Genomic DNA, 20878 nt, shown 5'->3' on the forward strand with positions numbered 1-20878 from the left:
GGAGATTGGCATGAAGCGGCGTATTCTATTTTCAATGCTGGCAGCATTAATGGTAATTGTAACGGCATGCTCGGGAGGTACGGGAGCAGGAGGAGCAGCATCTGGCAATAATGGAGAGGGCAATGGTGCAAGCGCTGGCAGCGGCAGTACAGGCCAGGAGCAGGTAGAGCTGCGCATCATGTGGTGGGGAGACCAAGGGCGGGCTGACCGTACAAATCAGGTGCTGGAACTATTCCAGAAAAAAAATCCAAACATCAAGGTACAGGGCGAGTTCGCGCCTTCATCCGGTTATTTTGACAAGCTGAATACCCAGCTCGCATCGGGTACGCCGGCGGATGTTTTTTTCCTCGGCGGCAACGTTGTCGATTATGCCAATAAAGGGGTTTTGCTGGAGCTTGACCCGTATGTAGGCAAAGAGCTCGATTTGACGGATATGGATGAATCGATGGTGGAGTATGGTACGCTGGGCGGCAAGCTGCTGCATATATCTGCTGGCGCGAATGCAAGAGGCATCCTGATTAATACGAAGCTGTTCGAGAAAGCGGGCATTGCGGTGCCTCAGGATGGCTGGAGCTGGGACGACTACGCCGCCATTAGCAAGGAGCTGTCTGAAAAGCTGGGCGACGGCGTATATGGCACCTATAATTTTACGGTAGATGGCATGGATATTGCGCTTAAGCAAAATGGCGCCCAGCTTTACAACATGGCAGAAGGCAAGCCAGGCTTTACAGAAGAGCAGGCGCTGAGCTGGTTTAAATACTGGGAAGCGACAACGGCGGGAGGCGGCGTCGTGACGCCGGAGCTTGCCGTATCGAATCCGCCGAGCGATCCTAGCAAATCGTTAATCATCACGGGCAAGGTGGCGATGAGCCTTATACCATCCAACCAGTTTGCAGCGTATCAAGGGCTGACGGAGGATAAGCTCACGATGGTGCAGCTGCCTAGGGGGGCGAAGGGAACGGGTGTCGTATTCGAGTCGAGCCAAGGGCTGTCGGGCTATGCAAAAACAGAGCATCCGAAGGAAGTGGCGATGCTGATCAACTTCTTCATTAATGATCCAGAGGCAGCCAAGGTGCTCGGCAATGACCGCGGCGTTCCGGTTACGTCCAAAAATCGGGAGGCGCTGCAGGCCGAAGCGAGCGACGCGGACCGTATCGTTTATGATTATACGAGCCGCGTTTCGGAAGCGACAAAAACGGAGCCTTTCGCAGTCAGCTACAATCCTCCGGGCTTCGCGGAGTTTTCCAAGCTGGCGGAGACGACGGTTCAGGAAATCGGTTTTGGCCGTAAAAAGGTAGAGCAGGCAGTTGCCGATTTTTACAACGGCACGCTGCAAATTTTTGCGAAAAATCAATAGGCAATGAAGCTTATAGGCGGAGAAAAGGCAAAGGCGAAAGCAAAGAGAAATGCAAATGCGAAGGCCACGCTAACCTGCTAATTGGAATATAAATAGGTTCATTCGGGCTGCCGTCAGGCAGCCTGCTGTTGTCAGAGCCGATAAGGGCGGAGAAGGGGCTAAGGTCGGCATGCGAGTGTGCTCGCGTATTTTAACCTAGCAGGTGCCAATTGAAATCGTTCATTTTAGTAGAAAGCGGGGCGAAATTAATGGAAGAAAAACTGCTGGAACGGCTTAGGAGCAAGTCTGCAAAGCATATATGGGGGCAGGGGAGCAAAGCCTCCGATCAATCGTTAATAAGCGAGTGGGAAGCTGGCGGAGTAAAATTTGCTGCAGCCGAAGGGCGGCTGGAAGGCGTACATAAGGAGGCCATGCGCCGCTTGCTGGATTGCATCGTGCCGACGGGCGGCAATCCGGAGCCGATTTTGCATGAGGGCGGCGTCTACTTAGGCTGCTGGCTGGAAAGTACAGGGACGATAAACGCAGAGCTGTTGTCCCGGTTTATTCCATCTGTATCGGAGACAACGTATCTCTCCTTTGCCGCGTTTCAGCGGGAGGATGGCCTATTTCCGTACAAAATAACGGAGAATGGACCGTCTTACCGGCAAATTCAGCTGGTGACGCCGCTCGCCCGCAGCGTTTGGAACCATTATGCGCTGCATGGGCGGGACAAGGCTTTTTTACAAACGATGTATGACGCTATGTCTCGTTATGACGACTGGCTGGCGGCTCACCGCGATACGAGAGGGACGGGCTGTGTAGAAGCGTTCAGTACATTCGATACGGGCCATGATTTGTCGCCCCGCTTCTGGCATGTGCCGGATACGCCGCATTTGGGGGATGCGGCACATTGTCAGCCGGATTCTCCGATTTTGCCATTTTTGGCTCCAGACCTAACAGCTAATGTATATTGCCAGCGGCAGTATTTGGCGTTAATAGCGGAGGAGTTGGGGCTGCCCTCCGAGCAATGGAAGCGGAAGGCGGAGGCCTCGCTTGCAAGCCTGTTCGAATATTGCTTTGACGAAGCGGATCATTTCTTCTATGATCGCGACCGCCAAAATGAGCTGGTAAAGGTGCAGTCGGACGTGCTGCTGCGGGTTATGGCCTGCGAGGTGGGCGACCGCCGTTTTTTTGATACGATGCTAAGGCGCTATCTGCTCAATACGAGCAAGTTTTTTGCTAAATTTCCGTTTACGTCGATGGCGATGGATGATCCGCGTTTTGATCCGTTTTCCAGCTATAACAGCTGGGGCGGGCCGACTAACTTTCTTAGCATTATTCGCGCTGCCCATGCGTTCGAGAAGCATCAGCGTTATGTAGAGCTGACCTGGGTTATGTATCCGCTTGTGTCGGCAATGGCCAATATGACGCGGTTTTCACAAGCGCTTAGCCCATGGACGGGGGTGGAGGGCTATACGGAAACGTATTCGCCAGCGATACTGAGCGTGCTGGATTATGTAGAGCGATTATGTGGTATATTGCCTGCGCCAGATGGAACGCTGTGGTTTACGGGGCTGCTGCCTTATGCGATGGATCATGGAGATGAGCCGGCAGGCGGAAGCACAGCCTACAGCAGAACCGTGGATGGCTCGACGTTTGAGCTGCTCAATACTCGGGAGGAGTCTGTCATTTATTTAGATGGGAAGGAGCATATGCGTTTCCCGTTCGGCATTCGCGCCGTTACGGATCGAGCAGGCAGGCTGAGCCGCTTGATCGGCATGAGCGTTAGGACGATTAATGGAGTTGTCCACTACGATGGAGCGGAGCTCGCTTTGGAGATTAAGGGGAATGAACAGCTTCATTATACAGAGGGGCATTTAGAAAAAGAGCTGGATATTGGCATTGTTTATCCGGCCTATAGCTGAAGGAAGGCAGCAGAATCTAATTGGTCCTCAATTAGCAGCATAGGCATTAATAAAAAGCTCCAACATACTCAGAGGCTGCTGCTTCGGCGGCAGCTTTGCTGTGAAAACCGGATTTTTAATCAAAAAAGACGGTTTTTTTGCTATTATTTCACAAAAAACAACGTTAGTATCTATTTGAAAGCGTATTCAAATAATTGCCAAAGCCATTAAACATAGAAGCAGGGAGGGATGATGGCCTCATAACGAACAGACAGCTTAGGATCGTACAGCAGGATGCGGTATTTTGTAAACGCTTACTTAATATTGAGGCTAAAAAACGGATACGCAGTTTACCCGCAAGTCGAACCTTGTTGCAATGAATGAACATTTCAATTGAGAAAATGGGGGGAATTTTTTTATATGTTAAGAAGTAAAAAAAGGCTAATGTTTCTGCTGCTTGCCGCAGCGGTTTTATGGACCACTATTTTGCAGGGGCTGCCGCTTGGATCGCAGACGGCCTACGCAAGCACAGTAGAACAGCTTGTGAAGAAATTCGACTTTGGCACAGCCTCAAGTCCTGTCAAGGAAGGCTTTATCGGCGTAAGCGAATCGCAGCTGTATACGGCTGAGGCTGGTTACGGGCTGAGCGCCGCGTTGGCATCCCGGAACCGCTCCGGCGGAGATGAGCTGACGAATGATTTTGTCCTCGGAGCCTCGTTTTCCTTTTATGCAGATTTGCCTAATGGCGAATATGATGTAACCGTATATTCGGGCGATTTGCTGACGGGCACAAGCTCGACTAAAACGAATATTGCCTTGGAGGGAGCCGCTGCCGGCACGCTTTCTACACGTCAGGCGGTCGTTCATGGCACGTACCGGACCACGGTAAATGACGGGCAGCTGACAGTCGATATTTCAGCGACTACGGGCTACGCTTATTTGAACGGCATCGTCATTGAGCAGGTAGTAGCTGCTGCTCCTGAGGCGCCGGGCGGGCTTGCCGTGACACGCGTGACGCCGCAGGATGTGACGCTCGCGTGGAATCCGGTTACCGGTGCGGCTCGTTACAAGCTCTATCGCTCGGAGGGCGCTGCCGCTCCTGTCCTTGCAGGTGAAACGGCAGCTGCCTCCTATGTGGATACGGCCGTTGCAGAAGGGAGCAGCTATAGCTACTTCGTCGCTGCCGTCAGTACAGCTGGACTGGAGTCGGTCTTAAGCGCCCCTACCGCTGCGATAACGATACCGGCGCTTACGGCTCCAGCCGCGCCGAGCCAAGTCAGCATCAGCGCCGTGCAAGCTTCTGCGGTTGTGCTGGGCTGGACGGTTGTCGAGGGAGCGGAAGGCTATAAGGTGCTGCGTGCCGATGCGGCAGCAGGGCCGTTTGTAGAAATCGGCCAAACGACGGTTCCTGCCTATACGGATACGGGCGTCGACACGTCTGTGGCGCAATTTTACACTGTGAAAGCTACTAACGTGCACGGGGAATCGGAAGCTTCCGCGGTTGTGGAGAGCGCTGTCTATGTGCCGCCTACTACACTGCCGGAAGGCGATACCATTCGCTTCGATTTTGGATCGGGCGAGCTTGCTGACGGCTATGTCCGTGTAACAGCCGAGACCGCCTATACATCTGCGCTCAAATACGGCTTTACTGATATTTCGAATATCGGCTCAGGCAACCGTGGCACAGCTGATCCGCTGCGCTCGGATTTTGTTACACCGAATAATGGGGTTTTTAACGTCGATCTGCCTAATGGCGACTATACGATTTCACTCATTGCGGGTGATGCGACCGAAGCATCCGAAATCGCGATCAAGGCCGAAACCATTCAGAAGGTACAGCTGACTAGCAAAGCAGCTGGCCAATATCTGGAGATGGACTTTCAGCTGGCGCTTGTGGATGGGCAGCTCAATCTTGCATTTACGGGGTCCGCGCCCAAACTGAACGCGCTTGTCATCAAGAAACAGCAGGAGCGTCAGCCTGGAGAGCGGCAGGCCGTATATCTCGCGGGCGATTCTACCGTTCAAACCTATGATCCCTATTGGGAGCCACAGGCTGGCTGGGGCCAAATGCTGCCGCGCTTCTTCAGCAATGATGTTATTTTCAAAAATCATGCCATTGGCGGCCGCAGCTCCAAATCCTTTATTGTAGAGGGCCGTCTGGATGAAGTGCTGCGGACGATTCGTCCGGGGGACTATTTCCTTGTCCAATTCGGCCACAATGATGCGACGATTAGTGTTCCTGAGCGCTATGCTTCGCCAGCCGATTACAAAAACTATTTGAAAACCTACGTTAATGGTGCCAGACAGCGCGGCGCGACGCCGATTCTCGTAACGCCGATGGGCCGCCGTGATTTCAATGCGGACACAGGCATTTTTAATATTAGCTTTCCAGAGTATGTGCAGGCCATGAAAGAGGTAGCTGCCGAGCTGAATGTGGAGCTGGTTGACCTGAGTGCGCTCAGTATCGCCTACTACAACTCCATTGGCCCGCAAGCTTCCTTGTCTGTATTCCTTCATGTGGAGCCAGGCATTTATGGGGCCTTCCCGAATGGTTCTGCGGACAATACGCATTTCCAGGAATACGGGGCCATTCAAATCGCTCGTCTGCTGGCAGGCGGCATTGAACAGCTTCCGGTGCCGCTGGCGGATTTTGTCCGCGAAATTGCACAGCCTGATGCTGTGCCTGATGCACCAGCTAATCTAGTTGCAGGCAGTGTCAGCAACGCCGGTGCAGTGCTGAAGTGGAGCGCTTCGGACAACACCGATATTTATAAAATTTACCGCAAGCTGGCTTCCGAGCCGGAATCGGCTTACGCCATGATTGGCACAGCGACGGTGCCAACCCTGACCATTGGCGGAATGCTGGAAGGAAAGTCTTATACCGTACGGGTAACGGCTGTTAATGGCCGCGGCGAATCGCTTCCATCCAGCGAAGTATCGATCACGACCAAATCGGCGCAGTACCGTTTTGATTTCGGTCCGGTAGGAGCACCAGTTGCAGCTGGATACACCGAAGTTACGCGCAATGTGCTGTATACACCTGAGCTCGGCTATGGGCTGACGAACAGCACAGGCATGATTGACCGCGACCGGGGGGCGGGAACGGACGACCTGAGACGCGATTTTGTGGCTTATTTCAATGCAAGCTATGAGTTCAAGGTCGATTTGCCAAACGGTTCCTATTCGGTCAAAACGTATACGGGCGATTGGATTGGCTCGACACGTACCAATGTCAATATTGAAGGGAAGGATTACGGCACGATTACGTCCGGCAAGGAGTCTATTGCCGAGCGGGTATTCAATCAGATTGCGGTCAAAGATGGTCAAATGAATCTCGTATTCAGCGGCCAAACGGCTCATTTGAATGGTCTGGAAATTACGCCGCTGCTGCTGGCACCGACAGGTCTAGCGCTGACGGAACTGGAGCTTGAGAACGAGCCTGTAACGGCTGCCCTGGCATGGAACGCTGTGGAAGGCGCATCGGCCTACCGCGTCTACCGTCAGGCTGCTGTAGCCGCTAGTGCAGAGCTTTTGACCGAGACGGCAGCGCTTAGCTTTGCCGATACGACAGCTGATGTCGGTCTGGATTATGTGTATACGGTGACAGCCGTTGACCATACGGGGCTTGAGTCGGTGGCCTCCAACGCGCTTGCTGTGTCGATGGTTGATCCAAATGTGCCAACAGCAGCCATTCCGACAGGCCTCACGCTTGTGGAAACGAATAAAAATGACCTGACATTCCGCTGGGATGCGGTCAGCAATGCGAAAGTGTTCTATATTTACCGGGCAACCAAGGTGGATGGCGATTACACGCTAATTGGCAAGTCTGCGGAAGCCGCCTATACGGACACAACGGTGCTGACGACGATTCCTTACTATTATAAGGTTGCATCTGTGAATGCGGGCGGCATTTCCGAGCTGTCCCAAAGCTTGGAGACGTCTGCCGTAACAACTTTGTATCGCAATATGGAGTATTTGGACCGTGCTCCGGTTGCGGTGAAGAAGGCTGAAGGCAACTACATTGGCTGGAGAATGCTTGGGCTTGATCCATCATCCATAGCCTTTAATGTGTACCGCGATGGCAGCAAAGTGAATGCGGAGCCGATAACAGGCAGCACGAACCTGCTCGATACGGAAGGAACAGACAGCTCCGTTTATCAGGTGACGGCTGTTCTGAACGGCGTGGAGAAGCCGGCGACTGACGATTTCGGCGTGTGGACACAATCGTATTTGTCCGTTCCGCTGCAAAAGCCAGCCGACGATTATACAAAGGATGGCCAGCCTTACACGTACAATGCGGGCGATGCGAGCGTTGGCGATCTTGACGGCGACGGCGAGCTGGAAATTGTACTCATGTGGACACCATCCAACAGCAAGGATAATTCGCAGGCAGGCTATACAGGCATCGTCTACTTGGATGCCTACAAAATGGACGGAACACGGCTGTGGCGCATTAATATGGGGCCAAATATCCGCTCCGGTGCCCATTATACGCAGTTCATGGTTTACGATCTTGATGGAGATGGACGCGCTGAAGTAACGATGAAAACAGCCGATGGAACGATTGACGGCCTGGGCCGCGTCATTGGCGATCCGAGTGCCGATCACCGCAATAGCAGCGGCTACGTGCTGCTGGGGCAGGAATTTTTGACTGTATTCAATGGTTTGACTGGCGGTGCACTGGATACCGTTGCCTATGATCCGCCGCGCGGCGATGTCGGCGCATGGGGCGATGCATATGGCAACCGAGTCGACCGGTTTCTTGCGGGCGTCGCTTATTTGGACGGTGAGCATCCGAGCGTTATTTTTAGCCGTGGCTACTATACAAGAACGGTATTGGCTGCCTACAATTTCCATGACGGAAAGCTGACGCAGCAGTGGAAATTTGATTCTAATACCGAAGGCTACAGCTCTTACGCCGGACAGGGCAACCACAACTTGTCGATTGGCGATGTAGACAACGATGGCAAGGATGAAATTACGTTTGGCGCGATGGCGATTGACGATGATGGCAAGCCGCTATACAACACAGGGCTTGGTCATGGCGATGCTTTGCATTTTGGCGATTTGGACCCTACCCGTCCGGGACTGGAAGTGTTCGGCGTGCATGAGCATACGGATTCCAAGTATGGCATGGAGATGCGTGATGCGGCTATGGGAGAAATCCTTTGGGGCGTCTTCACCGGCATAGATACCGGACGCGGACTGTCAGCAGATATTGATCCCAACCATATTGGTGAAGAAATGTGGTCAGCAACGATTACGAATGAGCAGCACATTCCCATCACCGGGTTGTACAATGCACGCGGCGAGCTGATCACGACTAAAATCCCTTCCTCGACTAACTTTGGCGTATGGTGGGATGGCGATTTGCTGCGCGAGCTGCAGGATGGCAATCGGATCGACAAGTGGGATTATGTCAATGAAACGACGGTCAATCTGCTCACAGCGACTGGCGCTTCCTCGAACAACTCGACGAAGGCCAATCCGAGCTTGCAGGCCGATCTATTCGGCGACTGGCGTGAGGAAGTGATGTGGCGTTCTACAGACAGCTCGGAGCTTCGTATTTATACGACGACCGATGTAACCGAGCATCGGATTAGAACACTGATGCATGATCCTGTATATCGCCTTGGCATTGCATGGCAAAATGTAGCTTACAATCAGCCGCCGCACACTAGCTTCTATCTAGGTGCAGGTATGGAGGAGCCGCCAATGCCGCGCATTCAGTATGTGGGTGCGCCGCAGGAGGAAGAGGATACAACCCCTCCTGTTATTACAGGCTTGCCGCCGCAGCAGATGACCGAAGCCGACAGCTGGACGGTGGCGGTAACGGCGGAAGATCCGGAATCAGGCATTCGGAGCCTGACGCTTTCTTTTGACGGCGATCCAGTGGTAAATGGCGACGTTCTGTCCATGGCTGGCCGGGCTGGAACGCATACCTTTACAGCGACAGCGGTCAATGAGGCCGGGCTGCAAACGACGCAAACCGTCGTCATTACAGTGACAGGAGCCGAGAAGGCAACGGATATTCCGGGCAAGCCGGTGCTGTCCGACAATAACGGTCATGACAATGGGCTGCTGGATGGCAGCTACAAAATCACCATGAACCTGTGGTATGGGCAAAATGGTACGGTATATAAGCTGTATGAGAATGGGGAGCTCATTGCTAGCAAGGTGTTAACGGACAACTCGCCGTCTGCGCAGTCGGCGTCCGTAGATATTACCGGAAAAGCAAACGGTACCTATACGTATACTTGCGAGCTGACTAATTCCTTCGGTACGACGAGCTGTACCCCTCATACTGTAACGGTTAAGGACGCTTTTCCCGGCCAGCCTGTGCTGTCCAATGACAACTGGGACGGGGATGGCAGCTACAAGGTGACGATGAACATGTGGTGGGGAACGAACGCCACCGAATACCGTTTGTATGAAAATGGTACGCTGATTGATACGCAGACGCTGACGGCAAATACGCCGAGCGCTCAAAGCGCATCTACGACAATAACGGACCGCGCTGTAGGCAGTTACACTTACCGCGTCGAGCTATCCAACGATAGCGGCATCACGGAAAGCAGCCAAATGGAGGTTAACGTAACCAAATAGGAAGAGCAGCAGCCTGCTTTGGTCGGATCAATCCGGCAAAGGCAGGCTGTTGGCATTGAATAAGGCACACAATTGGATAACCAGGACAAGAGGTTTGGTTTTCAAGTATGGCGGGATTTAAAAACGGCAGGAGTGCTTCATTTTTCATAGGAAGGTCTAGGTCGCTATTCCCTTTGAAATGTGATGATTAAGCTTTAAGCTTAATTGATCAGGTATAAGATAGGACAGGAGAACCCGCCATGCGCATAGCTCTGCAAATACTAGCCATCGTTGTCATGATTATTTTTACGATTTCGCTGATTTATCCGAGATTTATGTCGATGTACAAGCGGTGGCAGAAAATAAGTCTGCTTGTTATCGCTGGATTTTTGTTCGTACTGACGTTATTGGCGGCGGAGGATTTTAATGTATCTTCACATTCGAAGACATGGGAGCTGATCGAGAGCTTGTTCGGACAAGGGGATTCGTGATATCCGAATATTTTAAATCGTTTTAGCATCTAACAAAAGCATGTATGTAATAGAAGTTTGGGTATTGAAACACGATAGCAACACGAGTATATATATCACTTAGTGTTGTTATTTTGGTTAATTGTATTGTTGGGTCAGTTCCCCTAAGAAAAGTTTTAGTCTTTACTTATGGTACGGTTCCCCGTATCAGTTTTTAGGGTAAACTCGGACGAATCGAATACTCTGCAACATTAAAATACAATAGTTCACGCTGGTACGCGAATTCATTTTTGCGTGCCTGCTTGCTTGGTGTGTTTAAGAACCTGTGAGCATGATATACTATTACTGATTGGAGCTGAATGCAGATGAATGAACTGCTTGATCCCCGTAATGACTTTTTATTCAAACGGATTTTCGGCAGTGAGGAAAACCGCGACGTTCTGCTTGCCTTCTTGAACAAGACCTTTTTAGAAGCTGACAGACCGCCTTTGACAGAAATCATCCTGCTGAATCCTTACACCGAAAAAGATGCCCCCCGCGACAAACAGTCGATATTGGACATTCGCGGCAAAACAACGGACGGGGAACTTATCAACGTTGAAATGCAATTATTCAACAAATACGATACCGAGAAACGTACCCTCTTTTACTGGAGCAAGCTATACAGCGGACAGCTTCAAGAGGGCCAATCATATAAAGTGTTGAAGAAATGTGTAACTATCAACATCCTGAACTACTCGTTCCTGCCCAACAACCAATATCATAACGTTTTTCATTTGCGTGAAGATCGAAGTGGTATACCGCTTATAGATGACATGGAACTGCATTTTCTCGAATTGCCCAAGCTTAGCGATCATGCGGCTCCTGTGGAGAGCGGTGGACTGGTCAACTGGTTACTCTTCTTGAAAGGTGTCGATAAATCCAATTGGGAGGTGCTGACGATGAACGAGCCTGTTTTGAGGAAAGCAATGGACACGTTAGAATTTCTTAGTCAGGATGCCGAGGCCCGCCGATTGTACGAAGACAGACAAAAGTATCTTCATGACGAAGCTTCAATGATTGAAGGAGCGTTAGCTGAAGGCGAGAAAAGGAAAGCGGCCCAGATGGCTCTGGAACTTCTCAAGCTTGGAGTTGATACAGCTATTATAGCTAAGGCATCCGGACTGTCTGAAGCTGAAATCATCGCACTAAAAAAACAAGGCTAAATTGACATGGTGAAGAGTCAGTCCATTGGAGACTGGCTCTTCATACTGCTAGTCGCTATGAATGTGTGGTAAGTTTTTCATGAAATTTAGTATGTGTTCTGTCGGTTGTTATTTAATTTGGAGCCATTCCTTATACAAGTACCCCTTAAAGCATCATTGGTTCCCATATGGGTTTTCCAATGTCTACTCTAAGGGTTGCACTTCACTCAGGCAACTGGCTGCTTTCGCTGGCCCCTGCTACCGCCTATGCTGCCTCACACCAACTTCTTGCGAACATAGCCGGAGATGAGGTCAATAACGGTAATCATCACAACGATGCCGAGCAAAATAATGCCGACCCTAGGCCAGCTTCGGGTACTCAGCGCGAAGATCAGCGGCGTGCCGATTCCGCCAGCGCCAATGACGCCCAGTATCGTGGCTGAGCGGACGTTGATTTCAAAGCGGTACAGCGTGTAGTTCAGAAAGCCCGGCAGCACTTGAGGCAGCACAGCGAACCAAAGCTGCTGCAAACGCGTCGCTCCGGAAGCGAGCAGCGCTTCGGAGGGGCCGAAATCAATATTTTCGATATCGTCCGCAAACAGCTTGCCGAGCATGCCAATCGAATGCAGTCCGAGGGCAAGAACGCCGGCAAATGAGCCGGGGCCGACCGCTTTAATAAACAGAATGGCCATAATAATTTCCGGAAACGTCCGGATGAAGCTGAGCATGATTTTGCCCGAGCCGGAAATCGGCCGATATTTGCTCATATTGCGGGCGGACCAGAAGGCGAACGGAATGCAAAGCACAGCCGAAATCACCGTACCGAGTATCGAAATAGCCAGCGTATCCAGCAGCCCCCGCAGCAAATCCTCGCCTTCAGGCAAGTATACATAACCCCAATCGGGAGAAAAAATGCCCGCCATAATCGACTTCATGATCTGACCCGCGGTCTCTTTAAAGCCAGTAAACGGAACGCCAGAGAACGCCCAAATGTAAACGAGCGCAAGCACAATAATAATCGGCCACCGAAGCGGGTTTTTCCGCGGTTTTTGGATGAGGTAATCCCCATTTTTCGTCGTCATAGTAGTTTCTCCCGCAGCTTTGTGCTTGCAAAATCAATAAACAGAACAATGACCAGTGTAAATAATATAATAACAGCGGTTTTGTCATATTCGAGAAAGCCAAGCGTCGCTTCATAAAACAAGCCGATGCCGCCAGCCCCGACAAGGCCGAGAATGGCGGCTGCCCGCACATTAATTTCGAAGGTATACAGCACGTACGACATAAAGGCAGCCGAAATTTGCGGCACCACTCCAAATACGATGCGCTGAATAGCGTTGGCCCCAACCGCCGTCATCGCTTCAAGCGGTCCCTGGTCTATCGTTTCCAATGTCTCATAAGTCAGCTTGGCGATTAAACCGACCGAAAAAACAGCAAGCGCGAGAATGCCCGGCACAGGCCCAAGCCCGAAGACCGCGACGAACAGGGCGGCGAGCAGCAGGTCAGGCAGCGTTCTTACCAAATTGAGCAAAAATCGTGCCGGATAATACACCCAGCGATGCGGCATCAAATTGCCCGCGCACAGCAATGCCACCGGAATGGCTATAATCGCCCCAATCGTTGTTCCTACTAGTGCCATGCGAATCGTCTCCAGCATGCCGTCCACGATATTATCAAAGTAGGTCCAGCGGGGAGGAAACATTTCGCGCAGCAGATCTAACATGTTCGGAAAGCCCTCAATCAGCTCCTTAAAGCTCACTTCCGTCTGCACGGCACTGCCCCAGAGCAGCAGCAAAATAAGCAGCGTAGTCAGCACATGCTTCGTGCGCGTAGGCGGCAGGGGACGGGGCGCCTGGCTTGTTCCAGTCTCAAGCGGGCTTTTCATGCCGATACCTCTCCCAGCAGCTCGCCTTCAAGAAGAGGCCTGCCATAAATTTCAGCAAACCGCTCGTCTGTAGCTTCAACTACAGGGCCATCAAATACGACCTCGCCTGCCCGCAGCCCGACAATTCGCGTCGCATATTGCCTAGCTAAATCGACAAAATGAAGATTAACGATCGTCGTAATGCCCAGCTCCTGATTAATTCGCTTCAAATCATCCATGACTTGCTTTGTAGTAAGCGGATCTAGCGAAGCGACAGGCTCGTCCGCCAAAATGATTTTGGCCTCTTGCGCCAGCACGCGTGCTATCGCGACACGCTGCTGCTGTCCGCCGGAAAGCTGGTCGGCGCGGGAATAAGCTTTTTCCAAAATGTTGACCCGCTCCAGCGCTTCAAACGCCAAATCCACATCCTCTTTGGGAAAACGGCCCAATATCGTACGAAGAGTGGAGTGGTAGCCGACGCGCCCTGCCAGCACATTGCGCAGCACGGTAGAACGTTTGACGAGATTGAAGCTTTGAAAAATCATGCCAATGTCGCGGCGGATCATTCGCAGATTCTGGCCCTGAGCACTCGTAATCGAGTTGCCGTTAATGAGGATATCGCCCTCGCTAATGTCGTGCAGCCGATTAATCGAGCGCAGCAGCGTAGACTTGCCTGCACCCGATAATCCGACAACAGCGACAAACTCGCCTTGTTCGAAGGTGAGATTAATATTATTCAGGCCCTTGGTCTGATTGGGATACACTTTAGATACTTGACGAAGCTCAATCATGACGTCAATCCTTTCGGTTCAAGTTCGGTGCGAGAATAGCGGCGGGCAACAATGCAATCAATGCAACAAGCCAGCACAGCGCACGCTTGCGCTGAACTGGCTCGCCTTGTGCCGCACGGTGCAGGACGAAAAATCGTACTACTCTGTTTTTACTTTTTCATTATATTGACGAACGATATCGAACTTGCTGTCATCGGATTGCACATAACCTTCATGGGAATAAATTTCTTTAATAATGGCATGTCCTTCTGTATCTTTGCCGATATCAATGAAAGCTTGCGTAATTTTAGCAGACCATTCCGCGCTCATGTCGGAACGAACGGAAATCGTATCGTTAGGAATCGCTTCTGTAAACGAAAGCACACGCGTGTCTTCAAACACGGTAGGGAAATCCTTCATGACGGTATTGCGCGCATCTTGGAAAATCGCCGCCGCATCCACATCGCCATTGATTACCGCAATAACACCTTGGTCATGGCCTTTAACCGTTACAGGCTGCACATCGCTAAGCGGGTTCAGACCCTTGTCCATCAGCAGGGCGGCCGGCCATACAAAACCAGCGGATGACGTCACGTTCTGATAGGCGATTTTTTTGCCTTTAAGCTCTTCCACCGATTGAATCGGCGAATCTTTTTTCACAATAATCAAGGATTTGTAGAAATCAACAAGCTGGTCTGTAGGAGCGCCAGTCTCATCGTTTACGCCAAAGCGCTGCGCCTGCAAAATAACTTCAGCTGCGCCTTTTTCTTTAGCCAGTACATAAGCAGTTGGAGGCAGGAAGCCAACGTCTACCTTTTTAGATGCCATTGCTTCAATGATTGTGTTGTAGTCAGTCGACACGCTGACCTTTACCGGAATGCCAAGCTTGTCTCCCAGAAGCTTCTCAAGCGGCTTTGCTTTCGCTTCCAGCGTATCTGCATTTTGTGAAGGGACGAATTGGACAGTCAGTGTTGTTGGCACATAGCCTGTGTCTGCACTAGCTGTTGGTGCTGGCTCAGTTGAGGCAGCTGTAGATGGGCTTGAACTAGGACTAGCGGATTCGGTACCAGCCGAACCAGTCGTATTGTTCGTTCCGCAAGCTCCAAGCAAGAGCGTAGTCAGTAACAGAGGCAACATAAAGGCATACATCTTTTTCAATCAAAAACCCTCCAAGAGATTGTATTTTTTGACACTTGCTTACTATATTCAATTTATATTTGCGGAGTATCAACGATAAATGAATTAATTGTAAAACAAGCTTATGCACTGCTAAGTTGAAAATGATTTTGCTAGAATAGTTACATTGGAAAAAAATGATGCTGCAACGAGGGAGAGGTTTATGTTGACGCAAACGAACAAGTACACCTGCGAAATTATACTGACGAGTGATCTGCACGGCGCGATCCGTCCGATCCATTACCCGACCAATGCCTACAGCCATAACGGACTGGCTTTATTGGCAGCGCGAATTAAGCAGGAACGCGAACGGGCGCCTGAGCTGCTGCTGGTGGACAATGGGGATTTGCTGCAGGGCTCGCCGCTGGCTTCCTACGCTGCTGCCTTTCAAGACAGCTATGACACGCATCCTTTTATAGAGGTGTTGAATGAGCTTGGCTATGATGCTGCTGTTATGGGCAATCATGAATTTAATTACGGCCTGGATATGCTGAACCGTGCTGTTCAGGCTTCAAAATTTCCATGGCTGTCGGCTAATATCGTCGATGAACAAAGTGGCGAGCCCGCTTTTGGGCCTCCGTTCATCATGAAGCAAATGGCTTCTGGCGTAAAAGTCGCCCTGCTTGGGGCTACAACCCACTACATTCCCAACTGGGAGCAGCCTCAAAATCTGAAAGGGCTGCGTTTTCTTGACGCGTTAGAGACGCTTCGGACATGGGTTCAGCACATACGCGACAAGGAGCAGCCGGATCTCGTTATAGTCAGCTATCACGGAGGCTTCGAAAATGATCTAGCAACAGGTCAACCAGCCGAACCGCTGACGGGTGAAAATCAAGCCTATGCCATTTGCCGCGAGGTGGAAGGCATAGATGTATTGCTGACCGGGCATCAGCATCGGTCGTTTGCGGAGGAGCTGCATGGCGTCACGATTGTGCAGACGGGCTATAACGGATCATCTGCTGCTCATGTTGCGGTACAGCTGGAGCGGCAGCCCGAAGGCCGCTGGGCAATTGCGAGCAAGCGAGCCGAGCTGCTTTATCCAGAGGAGTCTGCCTTGCCTGACGCCGCCGTTCTTACGCTTACCGATGAGCTGGAGCGACGTGCACAAGCTTGGCTGGATCAGCCGATTGGCGAAATCATTGGCGATCTGTCGATCCAGAATGCAGCTGAGCTGAGGCTGGCTGCCCATCCGTTCCTTGCTTTTGTCCATCAGGTCCAGATGGAGGCTACGGGAGCACAGCTTTCTAACGCTGCTTTGCTAAGCGAGGAGGCGCGCGGTTTTGGGAACAAGGTAACGATGCGGGATGTGCTCTCGAATTTTATTTATCCCAACACGCTGACGGTGCTGGAGCTAAGCGGGCAGGACATTCGGGCTGCGTTGGAGCAGGCTGCGTGTTATTTTTCACTGGACGATCAGGGGGAGATTATTGTAAATCCATTGTACATGGAGCCGAAGGCGCAGCATTATAACTACGACATGTGGGCAGGCATCGACTATGAGCTGGATATTTCACGGCCGGAGGGAAGCCGGGTGGTCAAGCTTGATCGCGATGGAGAGCCCTTGCAGATGGATGCTCAGTATTCGGTTGTAATGAACAGCTATCGTGCGGCTGGCGGCGGCAATTACGCGATGTATGCAGGAAAGCCTGTTCTTTTTGCCGGTGATACGGATATGGCGATGCTCGCCGAAAATTACATCCGCAAACATCAGCCGCTGGATGCCCCTCGCGCGGGGAATTGGAAGGTTACAGCAGGGTAAAGGTTTGTGTGCGTCAAATACCGTTGCTAAATAAAAAAGCTCTCGTGTTTCCATAAAGGAATCGCGAGAGCTGAATTTGTGAGCAAGAATGGATGAGCAAGCGCTGCTGTCCGGTACTGGGAGCTTGTCGCCAGAATAGGCAGAACTATTTTTTAAAAATATAGGAAAGGATATTCTTTCGTTATCCTATCTCTATTTTTCCCGGAATGAAACGCGCCGCGTCGCCAAGGATGGCGACAGCCGTTTCACCTTGAAATATAGGAAATTATATGATTATTTTATCCTCTTTCTCTATATTTCTCCGCGAAACGATAGCTTTGCCGCCAAAGGACGGCTTCAGCCGTTTACGCTTGCTTGAACGGTGATCGTTTCGCTCGTTGTCACTCCTGCTGCATTCACAAGCTCGGCCCGATATTCGTAAGACCCAAGCTGGCGGCCAGACAGTGCTGTTACGGCATGTTGAGCGGCAGGAGCAGCTGCTTTCAGCGACTGGGTATCGATAAGCTCGTTATTTTCGTACAAACGGTATTCCGTCGCGTTCGTTCCCCACCACATATTCATGGTAATGCTGTATTGGCCGTCACCGTCCCAGTTGTCTTGCGACAGCACAGGCTTGCCTGGAGAAGCATCGGTCACGCGTACCGTTAAAATCTCGCTGCGGGTTGTCCCCTTGGCATTAGTAAGCTCAGCGGTATACGTGTACGTTCCATTGGCCTTGCCGCTTACATGGGTTTGGGCAAATTGGGCAGAGGGGGAGACATCAGGCAGCGTCTGGCTGTCAATCAGCTCGCCATTTTCATAAAGCTTGTAGCTCGTCCCATTGTTGCCCCACCACATATTCAAGGAAATCGTATAGTCACCGTCTTGCAAGCCTGTATCATAGCCGTTGTTGCTCGAAAGCACAGGCATTCCAGGAGCACCTACCGCAAGCGGCTGCCCGGTAATGCGGAAAGAAGCTTGCAGGGAAGCTTGATTGCCGGCAAAATCCGTTACCGAGTAAGCAACGTTATGAGTGCCAATGCCAAGCTCAGAGCCTTTAATGGAATAAGGGCTGTTAACAGGCTGGCCGTCCAGCAGCAGCTGCTCGCTAGCAATACCAGACAAGGCATCCGAGCTGCTCAGCGCAAAAATAAGCGTATCCGTCTCGGAAGCATCAGCTATCGCGCCTCCGGACTGCGTTAAAATCACGTCGGGTGCTGATTTATCCAGCTTGACCGTTACAGATTTCACCGCTTCTTTATTGCCAGCCGCATCTGTAGAGAAGAAAGAAATAACAGAGCTTCCTTCCTCATTAATAGGAAATGGTGCTTCATAGGCTTGGTAGACACTCCCGTTCACGGCGTATTCTGTGCGAAGAGGGGAGGTGCTGCTTGCGTCATCGGTTGCTGTCAAGGTTACGGAAACGTCTTGGTTCAGCCATCCCGCCTCATTAGGCGAAGCGGAAAGGGAAGCCGTTGTCTCCGGAGTGGCTGTATCGCCTTGCAGGGTGAAATCGCTAAGCCCGCGTGGCTTCAATTGAAAGACATCTCTGAAAATAGCGGCAACGCCTGTAATGCTAACCTGCTGGCCTTCGACATAAGGGAAGGAAGCTAGCGATAAGCCAGTGCGTGTGTCTACGCGGATATGGTTGCTGATTCCGGCAGCATCGACGGCGTCAAACTCGAAAGAACCGACTGGCGTTGCACTCGTCAAATTTTGAATCGTTACTTCTGAAAGCTGAACAAGCTGACCCTGGTTATTTGCCGAGACGCGGTCTGCTGCAAGGGGGGCTGGCAGCGGCGCTGTGCCGGTTTTTTCGATAGCGATAACATCGGTCAACTCAAGCTCCGAATTGTATAGAGCTGTAGCGGCTGTCACTTTAATGCGGTCGCCTTGATGGAAGCCGCTTGCGCTTTGGAACACATAAAGGCCGCCTGAGTCATCCTGCAAATAAAAAGCTTGTCCGCCAAATGCGCCCGGCTCCGTCGTCACGATTCCTTCAACCGTTACGGTCGAGCCGACTGGCTTATTACGAGCTTCCGTAATGGGAACCAGAGCAGGGATCGGACCTTCCTCTTCAGGAAGCGGCTCTGCCGGTACATTGCCTACGGTTACTGCGTTCGTAATCAGATTGCTTCCGTTCAAGCGCAGGCGCAAGCTGGCTGCACCGGACGTTCCAGATTTAATACGGACGGTCAAATCTTTAAAGGCATGTCCTTTGCTGTCCGATGTGACACTAAAAGCTGAGCTGTAGCCGTAGGCAGACGGCCAGGTGCCATTTTCATTTTGAACCATGGCGACCTGCGTGCCTCCGGTCAAATAAATGCCGGCGCTAAAGCCGGATACGGTCGTATTGGCAGGCAAATTGTCGGCGACAACACGAATTTGAAAATCCTGCGCGTTCGGAAGCGTCGCCTGCTTGACGAAGCTGTAAGCGGCATTGGCGCTCGCTGTTGGGCCGCCGTACGAGCCAGGCTTAAATGTAGAACGGTCGTACCATTTGTAGCCCGCGCTTGGCGCGGACCATGGCTCCGGCTGCGGCTCCGTCGAAGCAGCAGGGTTCTCAAAAGGCAGCAATGCCGTAGCGCTGTCCAATTGCAGACCGTCAACCTCGGTAAGACTCGTGTAGCTTTCCTGCTCAGCGAGCCAATTGACCAAATTCACGAGCAATACGCCGTCATCTTCCTCTTTAAAGCCGTCGTAGGTCGTTTTGCGCGCTCCGGTTTCCTCGCGCAAATATTTTGGAGAAGCATCTTCAACCGGAGAGGAGTCCCCGATAAAAGCGGCCTTGCCTGCTCCCAGCTTGGAGACAGCGACATAAGGCCCTTCAGCGACACCGCCGCCGTTGTATACGCCTTGGTCTACGGCGCTGCCCCAAGCTTGATTCGTTTGTGGCAAATATACGATGCCTTTGGCTTTATTCGGGTCGGTAATCGCAAGCGTGGAGCCCGCATGCATCGCAACAGCAGATACGCCAGCGGTGATGCCAAAGGCCTGCTCTTGCGGTACAATTTGATTAGCGCTTATGTCGCCAAGCGCGTTGTAGCGAAAGCGAACGCCAAAATGGTCGGACAGCCAGTCTGAGCTGGTTACGCCTTGCATGGCCTCTGAGCTACGCTCTTCAGCGCTCATGCCTTTTGCCGGATCTGTCCATGCACCACGGCGGTAGCCGTTGATCGCTTCGGAGCCGTCCCAGCGGTTTTTGTTGCGATCGGCGTTGTAGTGGTCGCCAACGAAGAAAATGCTGCCGCCGCCTTCTACATACTGCGTCATAGCAGCTTGTTCTGTTGCTTTGAAAGGGATGTTGGGTTCTGCGATGACGAATACGCTGTAATCTTTCAAATCATTGTAGGTAAATGGGGTTGTTTTGCGAAGCTCTTGAACATAATAGCCATCATTAGCGAGTGCGTCGCCGAAATCAGAGAAGCCGCCGTCAATGACCCAATCTGCTGCTCCAGCGGTCTGGGCGTGGGTATTGTCGAACAAAATCTTTTTTCCAGCGTTTTCGTTCACGACTTTAGGCTGGATAAAAGGGGCCGGGTCAGTGGGGCCCTCAGCGTGAACCGCTGTCGTGCCGCCCCATAAACCAGCTTGCAGCGGAATAGCGACAGATAGAGCGATAAGCGACTTGATCCATTTGTGTGACAAGGATGACTTCCGTTGTGTAAGCTTCATCAATTCCATTCCTCCCATGAATCATTAATCTTAGCGTTCGTCCATATTCTAGCATGTGAACATCTGCTATAGTGATATGAATTTGTAAAAAATAGTTAAATATTCCTATGTGAGGCGTGAATTGGGGAGGATGGACTAGGCGTTTAAGAAGAGCGTATATCTTGCATTCGTGCCCT

The 20878-nt window shown here is 51.5% G+C and carries 11 protein-coding genes; 6 read left to right on the forward strand and 5 right to left on the reverse strand.

The window, feature by feature from the left end:
- Nucleotides 1-10: 10 nt before the first annotated feature.
- The 5 genes from AC6B99_RS27250 to AC6B99_RS27270 all read left to right on the forward strand — a co-directional run bounded on the left by AC6B99_RS27250 (nucleotide 11) and on the right by AC6B99_RS27270 (nucleotide 11500).
- Complete coding sequence (locus tag AC6B99_RS27250; RefSeq protein ID WP_496664714.1) at nucleotides 11-1357, forward strand: ABC transporter substrate-binding protein; 1347 nt, start codon at nucleotides 11-13, stop codon at nucleotides 1355-1357.
- Between the two features lie 248 nt (nucleotides 1358-1605).
- A complete protein-coding gene (locus tag AC6B99_RS27255) occupies nucleotides 1606-3261 on the forward strand; it encodes an MGH1-like glycoside hydrolase domain-containing protein (RefSeq protein WP_496664744.1) in 1656 nt (551 codons plus the stop codon).
- 399 nt (nucleotides 3262-3660) lie between these two features.
- Nucleotides 3661-9846, forward strand: a complete 6186-nt coding sequence (locus AC6B99_RS27260) for a rhamnogalacturonan lyase family protein (RefSeq protein WP_496664715.1) — start codon at nucleotides 3661-3663, stop codon at nucleotides 9844-9846.
- Between the two features lie 239 nt (nucleotides 9847-10085).
- Complete coding sequence (locus tag AC6B99_RS27265; RefSeq protein ID WP_056035160.1) at nucleotides 10086-10316, forward strand: hypothetical protein; 231 nt, start codon at nucleotides 10086-10088, stop codon at nucleotides 10314-10316.
- A 344-nt stretch (nucleotides 10317-10660) separates the two neighbouring features.
- Complete coding sequence (locus AC6B99_RS27270) at nucleotides 10661-11500, forward strand: Rpn family recombination-promoting nuclease/putative transposase (RefSeq protein WP_056035158.1); 840 nt, start codon at nucleotides 10661-10663, stop codon at nucleotides 11498-11500.
- A gap of 254 nt (nucleotides 11501-11754) precedes the next feature.
- On the opposite strand, the gene phnE (AC6B99_RS27275) is transcribed toward AC6B99_RS27270, so the two are convergent.
- From phnE (AC6B99_RS27275) to AC6B99_RS27290, 4 genes are all read right to left on the reverse strand, one after another.
- Complete coding sequence (gene phnE, locus AC6B99_RS27275) at nucleotides 11755-12561, reverse strand: phosphonate ABC transporter, permease protein PhnE (protein WP_496664716.1); 807 nt, start codon at nucleotides 12559-12561, stop codon at nucleotides 11755-11757.
- A complete protein-coding gene (phnE, locus tag AC6B99_RS27280) occupies nucleotides 12558-13364 on the reverse strand; it encodes a phosphonate ABC transporter, permease protein PhnE (protein WP_056035152.1) in 807 nt (268 codons plus the stop codon). Before phnE (AC6B99_RS27280) ends, phnE (AC6B99_RS27275) begins: the two co-directional genes overlap by 4 nt.
- Nucleotides 13361-14134, reverse strand: a complete 774-nt coding sequence (gene phnC, locus AC6B99_RS27285) for a phosphonate ABC transporter ATP-binding protein (protein ID WP_496664717.1) — start codon at nucleotides 14132-14134, stop codon at nucleotides 13361-13363. Before phnC ends, phnE (AC6B99_RS27280) begins: the two co-directional genes overlap by 4 nt.
- A 138-nt stretch (nucleotides 14135-14272) precedes the next feature.
- Entirely contained in the window at nucleotides 14273-15271 is a 999-nt protein-coding gene (locus AC6B99_RS27290; RefSeq protein WP_056035145.1) for a phosphate/phosphite/phosphonate ABC transporter substrate-binding protein, read from the reverse strand.
- Nucleotides 15272-15452: 181 nt separating this feature from the next.
- Here AC6B99_RS27290 and AC6B99_RS27295 point away from each other — a divergent pair, with 181 nt between their 5' ends.
- Nucleotides 15453-17048, forward strand: coding sequence for a bifunctional metallophosphatase/5'-nucleotidase (locus AC6B99_RS27295; protein WP_496664718.1), 1596 nt, complete (start codon nucleotides 15453-15455; stop codon nucleotides 17046-17048).
- 336 nt (nucleotides 17049-17384) lie between these two features.
- On the opposite strand, the gene AC6B99_RS27300 is transcribed toward AC6B99_RS27295, so the two are convergent.
- On the reverse strand, nucleotides 17385-20702 hold the full coding sequence (locus tag AC6B99_RS27300) for an OmpL47-type beta-barrel domain-containing protein (RefSeq protein WP_496664719.1): 3318 nt from the start codon (nucleotides 20700-20702) through the stop codon (nucleotides 17385-17387).
- Between the last annotated feature and the right edge of the window lie 176 nt (nucleotides 20703-20878).

The organism is Paenibacillus liaoningensis (assembly GCF_059609455.1).

Bases quoted from the DNA above. Each gene is read 5' to 3' on its own strand.
- AC6B99_RS27255 (WP_496664744.1), top strand. From the start codon at position 1,606: ATGGAAGAAAAACTGCTGGAACGGCTTAGGAGCAAGTCTGCAAAGCAT.
- phnC (WP_496664717.1), bottom strand. From the start codon at position 14,134: ATGATTGAGCTTCGTCAAGTATCTAAAGTGTATCCCAATCAGACCAAG.
- AC6B99_RS27270 (WP_056035158.1), top strand. From the start codon at position 10,661: ATGAATGAACTGCTTGATCCCCGTAATGACTTTTTATTCAAACGGATT.
- AC6B99_RS27300 (WP_496664719.1), bottom strand. From the start codon at position 20,702: ATGAAGCTTACACAACGGAAGTCATCCTTGTCACACAAATGGATCAAG.
- AC6B99_RS27295 (WP_496664718.1), top strand. From the start codon at position 15,453: ATGTTGACGCAAACGAACAAGTACACCTGCGAAATTATACTGACGAGT.
- phnE (WP_056035152.1), bottom strand. From the start codon at position 13,364: ATGAAAAGCCCGCTTGAGACTGGAACAAGCCAGGCGCCCCGTCCCCTG.
- AC6B99_RS27265 (WP_056035160.1), top strand. From the start codon at position 10,086: ATGCGCATAGCTCTGCAAATACTAGCCATCGTTGTCATGATTATTTTT.
- phnE (WP_496664716.1), bottom strand. From the start codon at position 12,561: ATGACGACGAAAAATGGGGATTACCTCATCCAAAAACCGCGGAAAAAC.
- AC6B99_RS27250 (WP_496664714.1), top strand. From the start codon at position 11: ATGAAGCGGCGTATTCTATTTTCAATGCTGGCAGCATTAATGGTAATT.
- AC6B99_RS27260 (WP_496664715.1), top strand. From the start codon at position 3,661: ATGTTAAGAAGTAAAAAAAGGCTAATGTTTCTGCTGCTTGCCGCAGCG.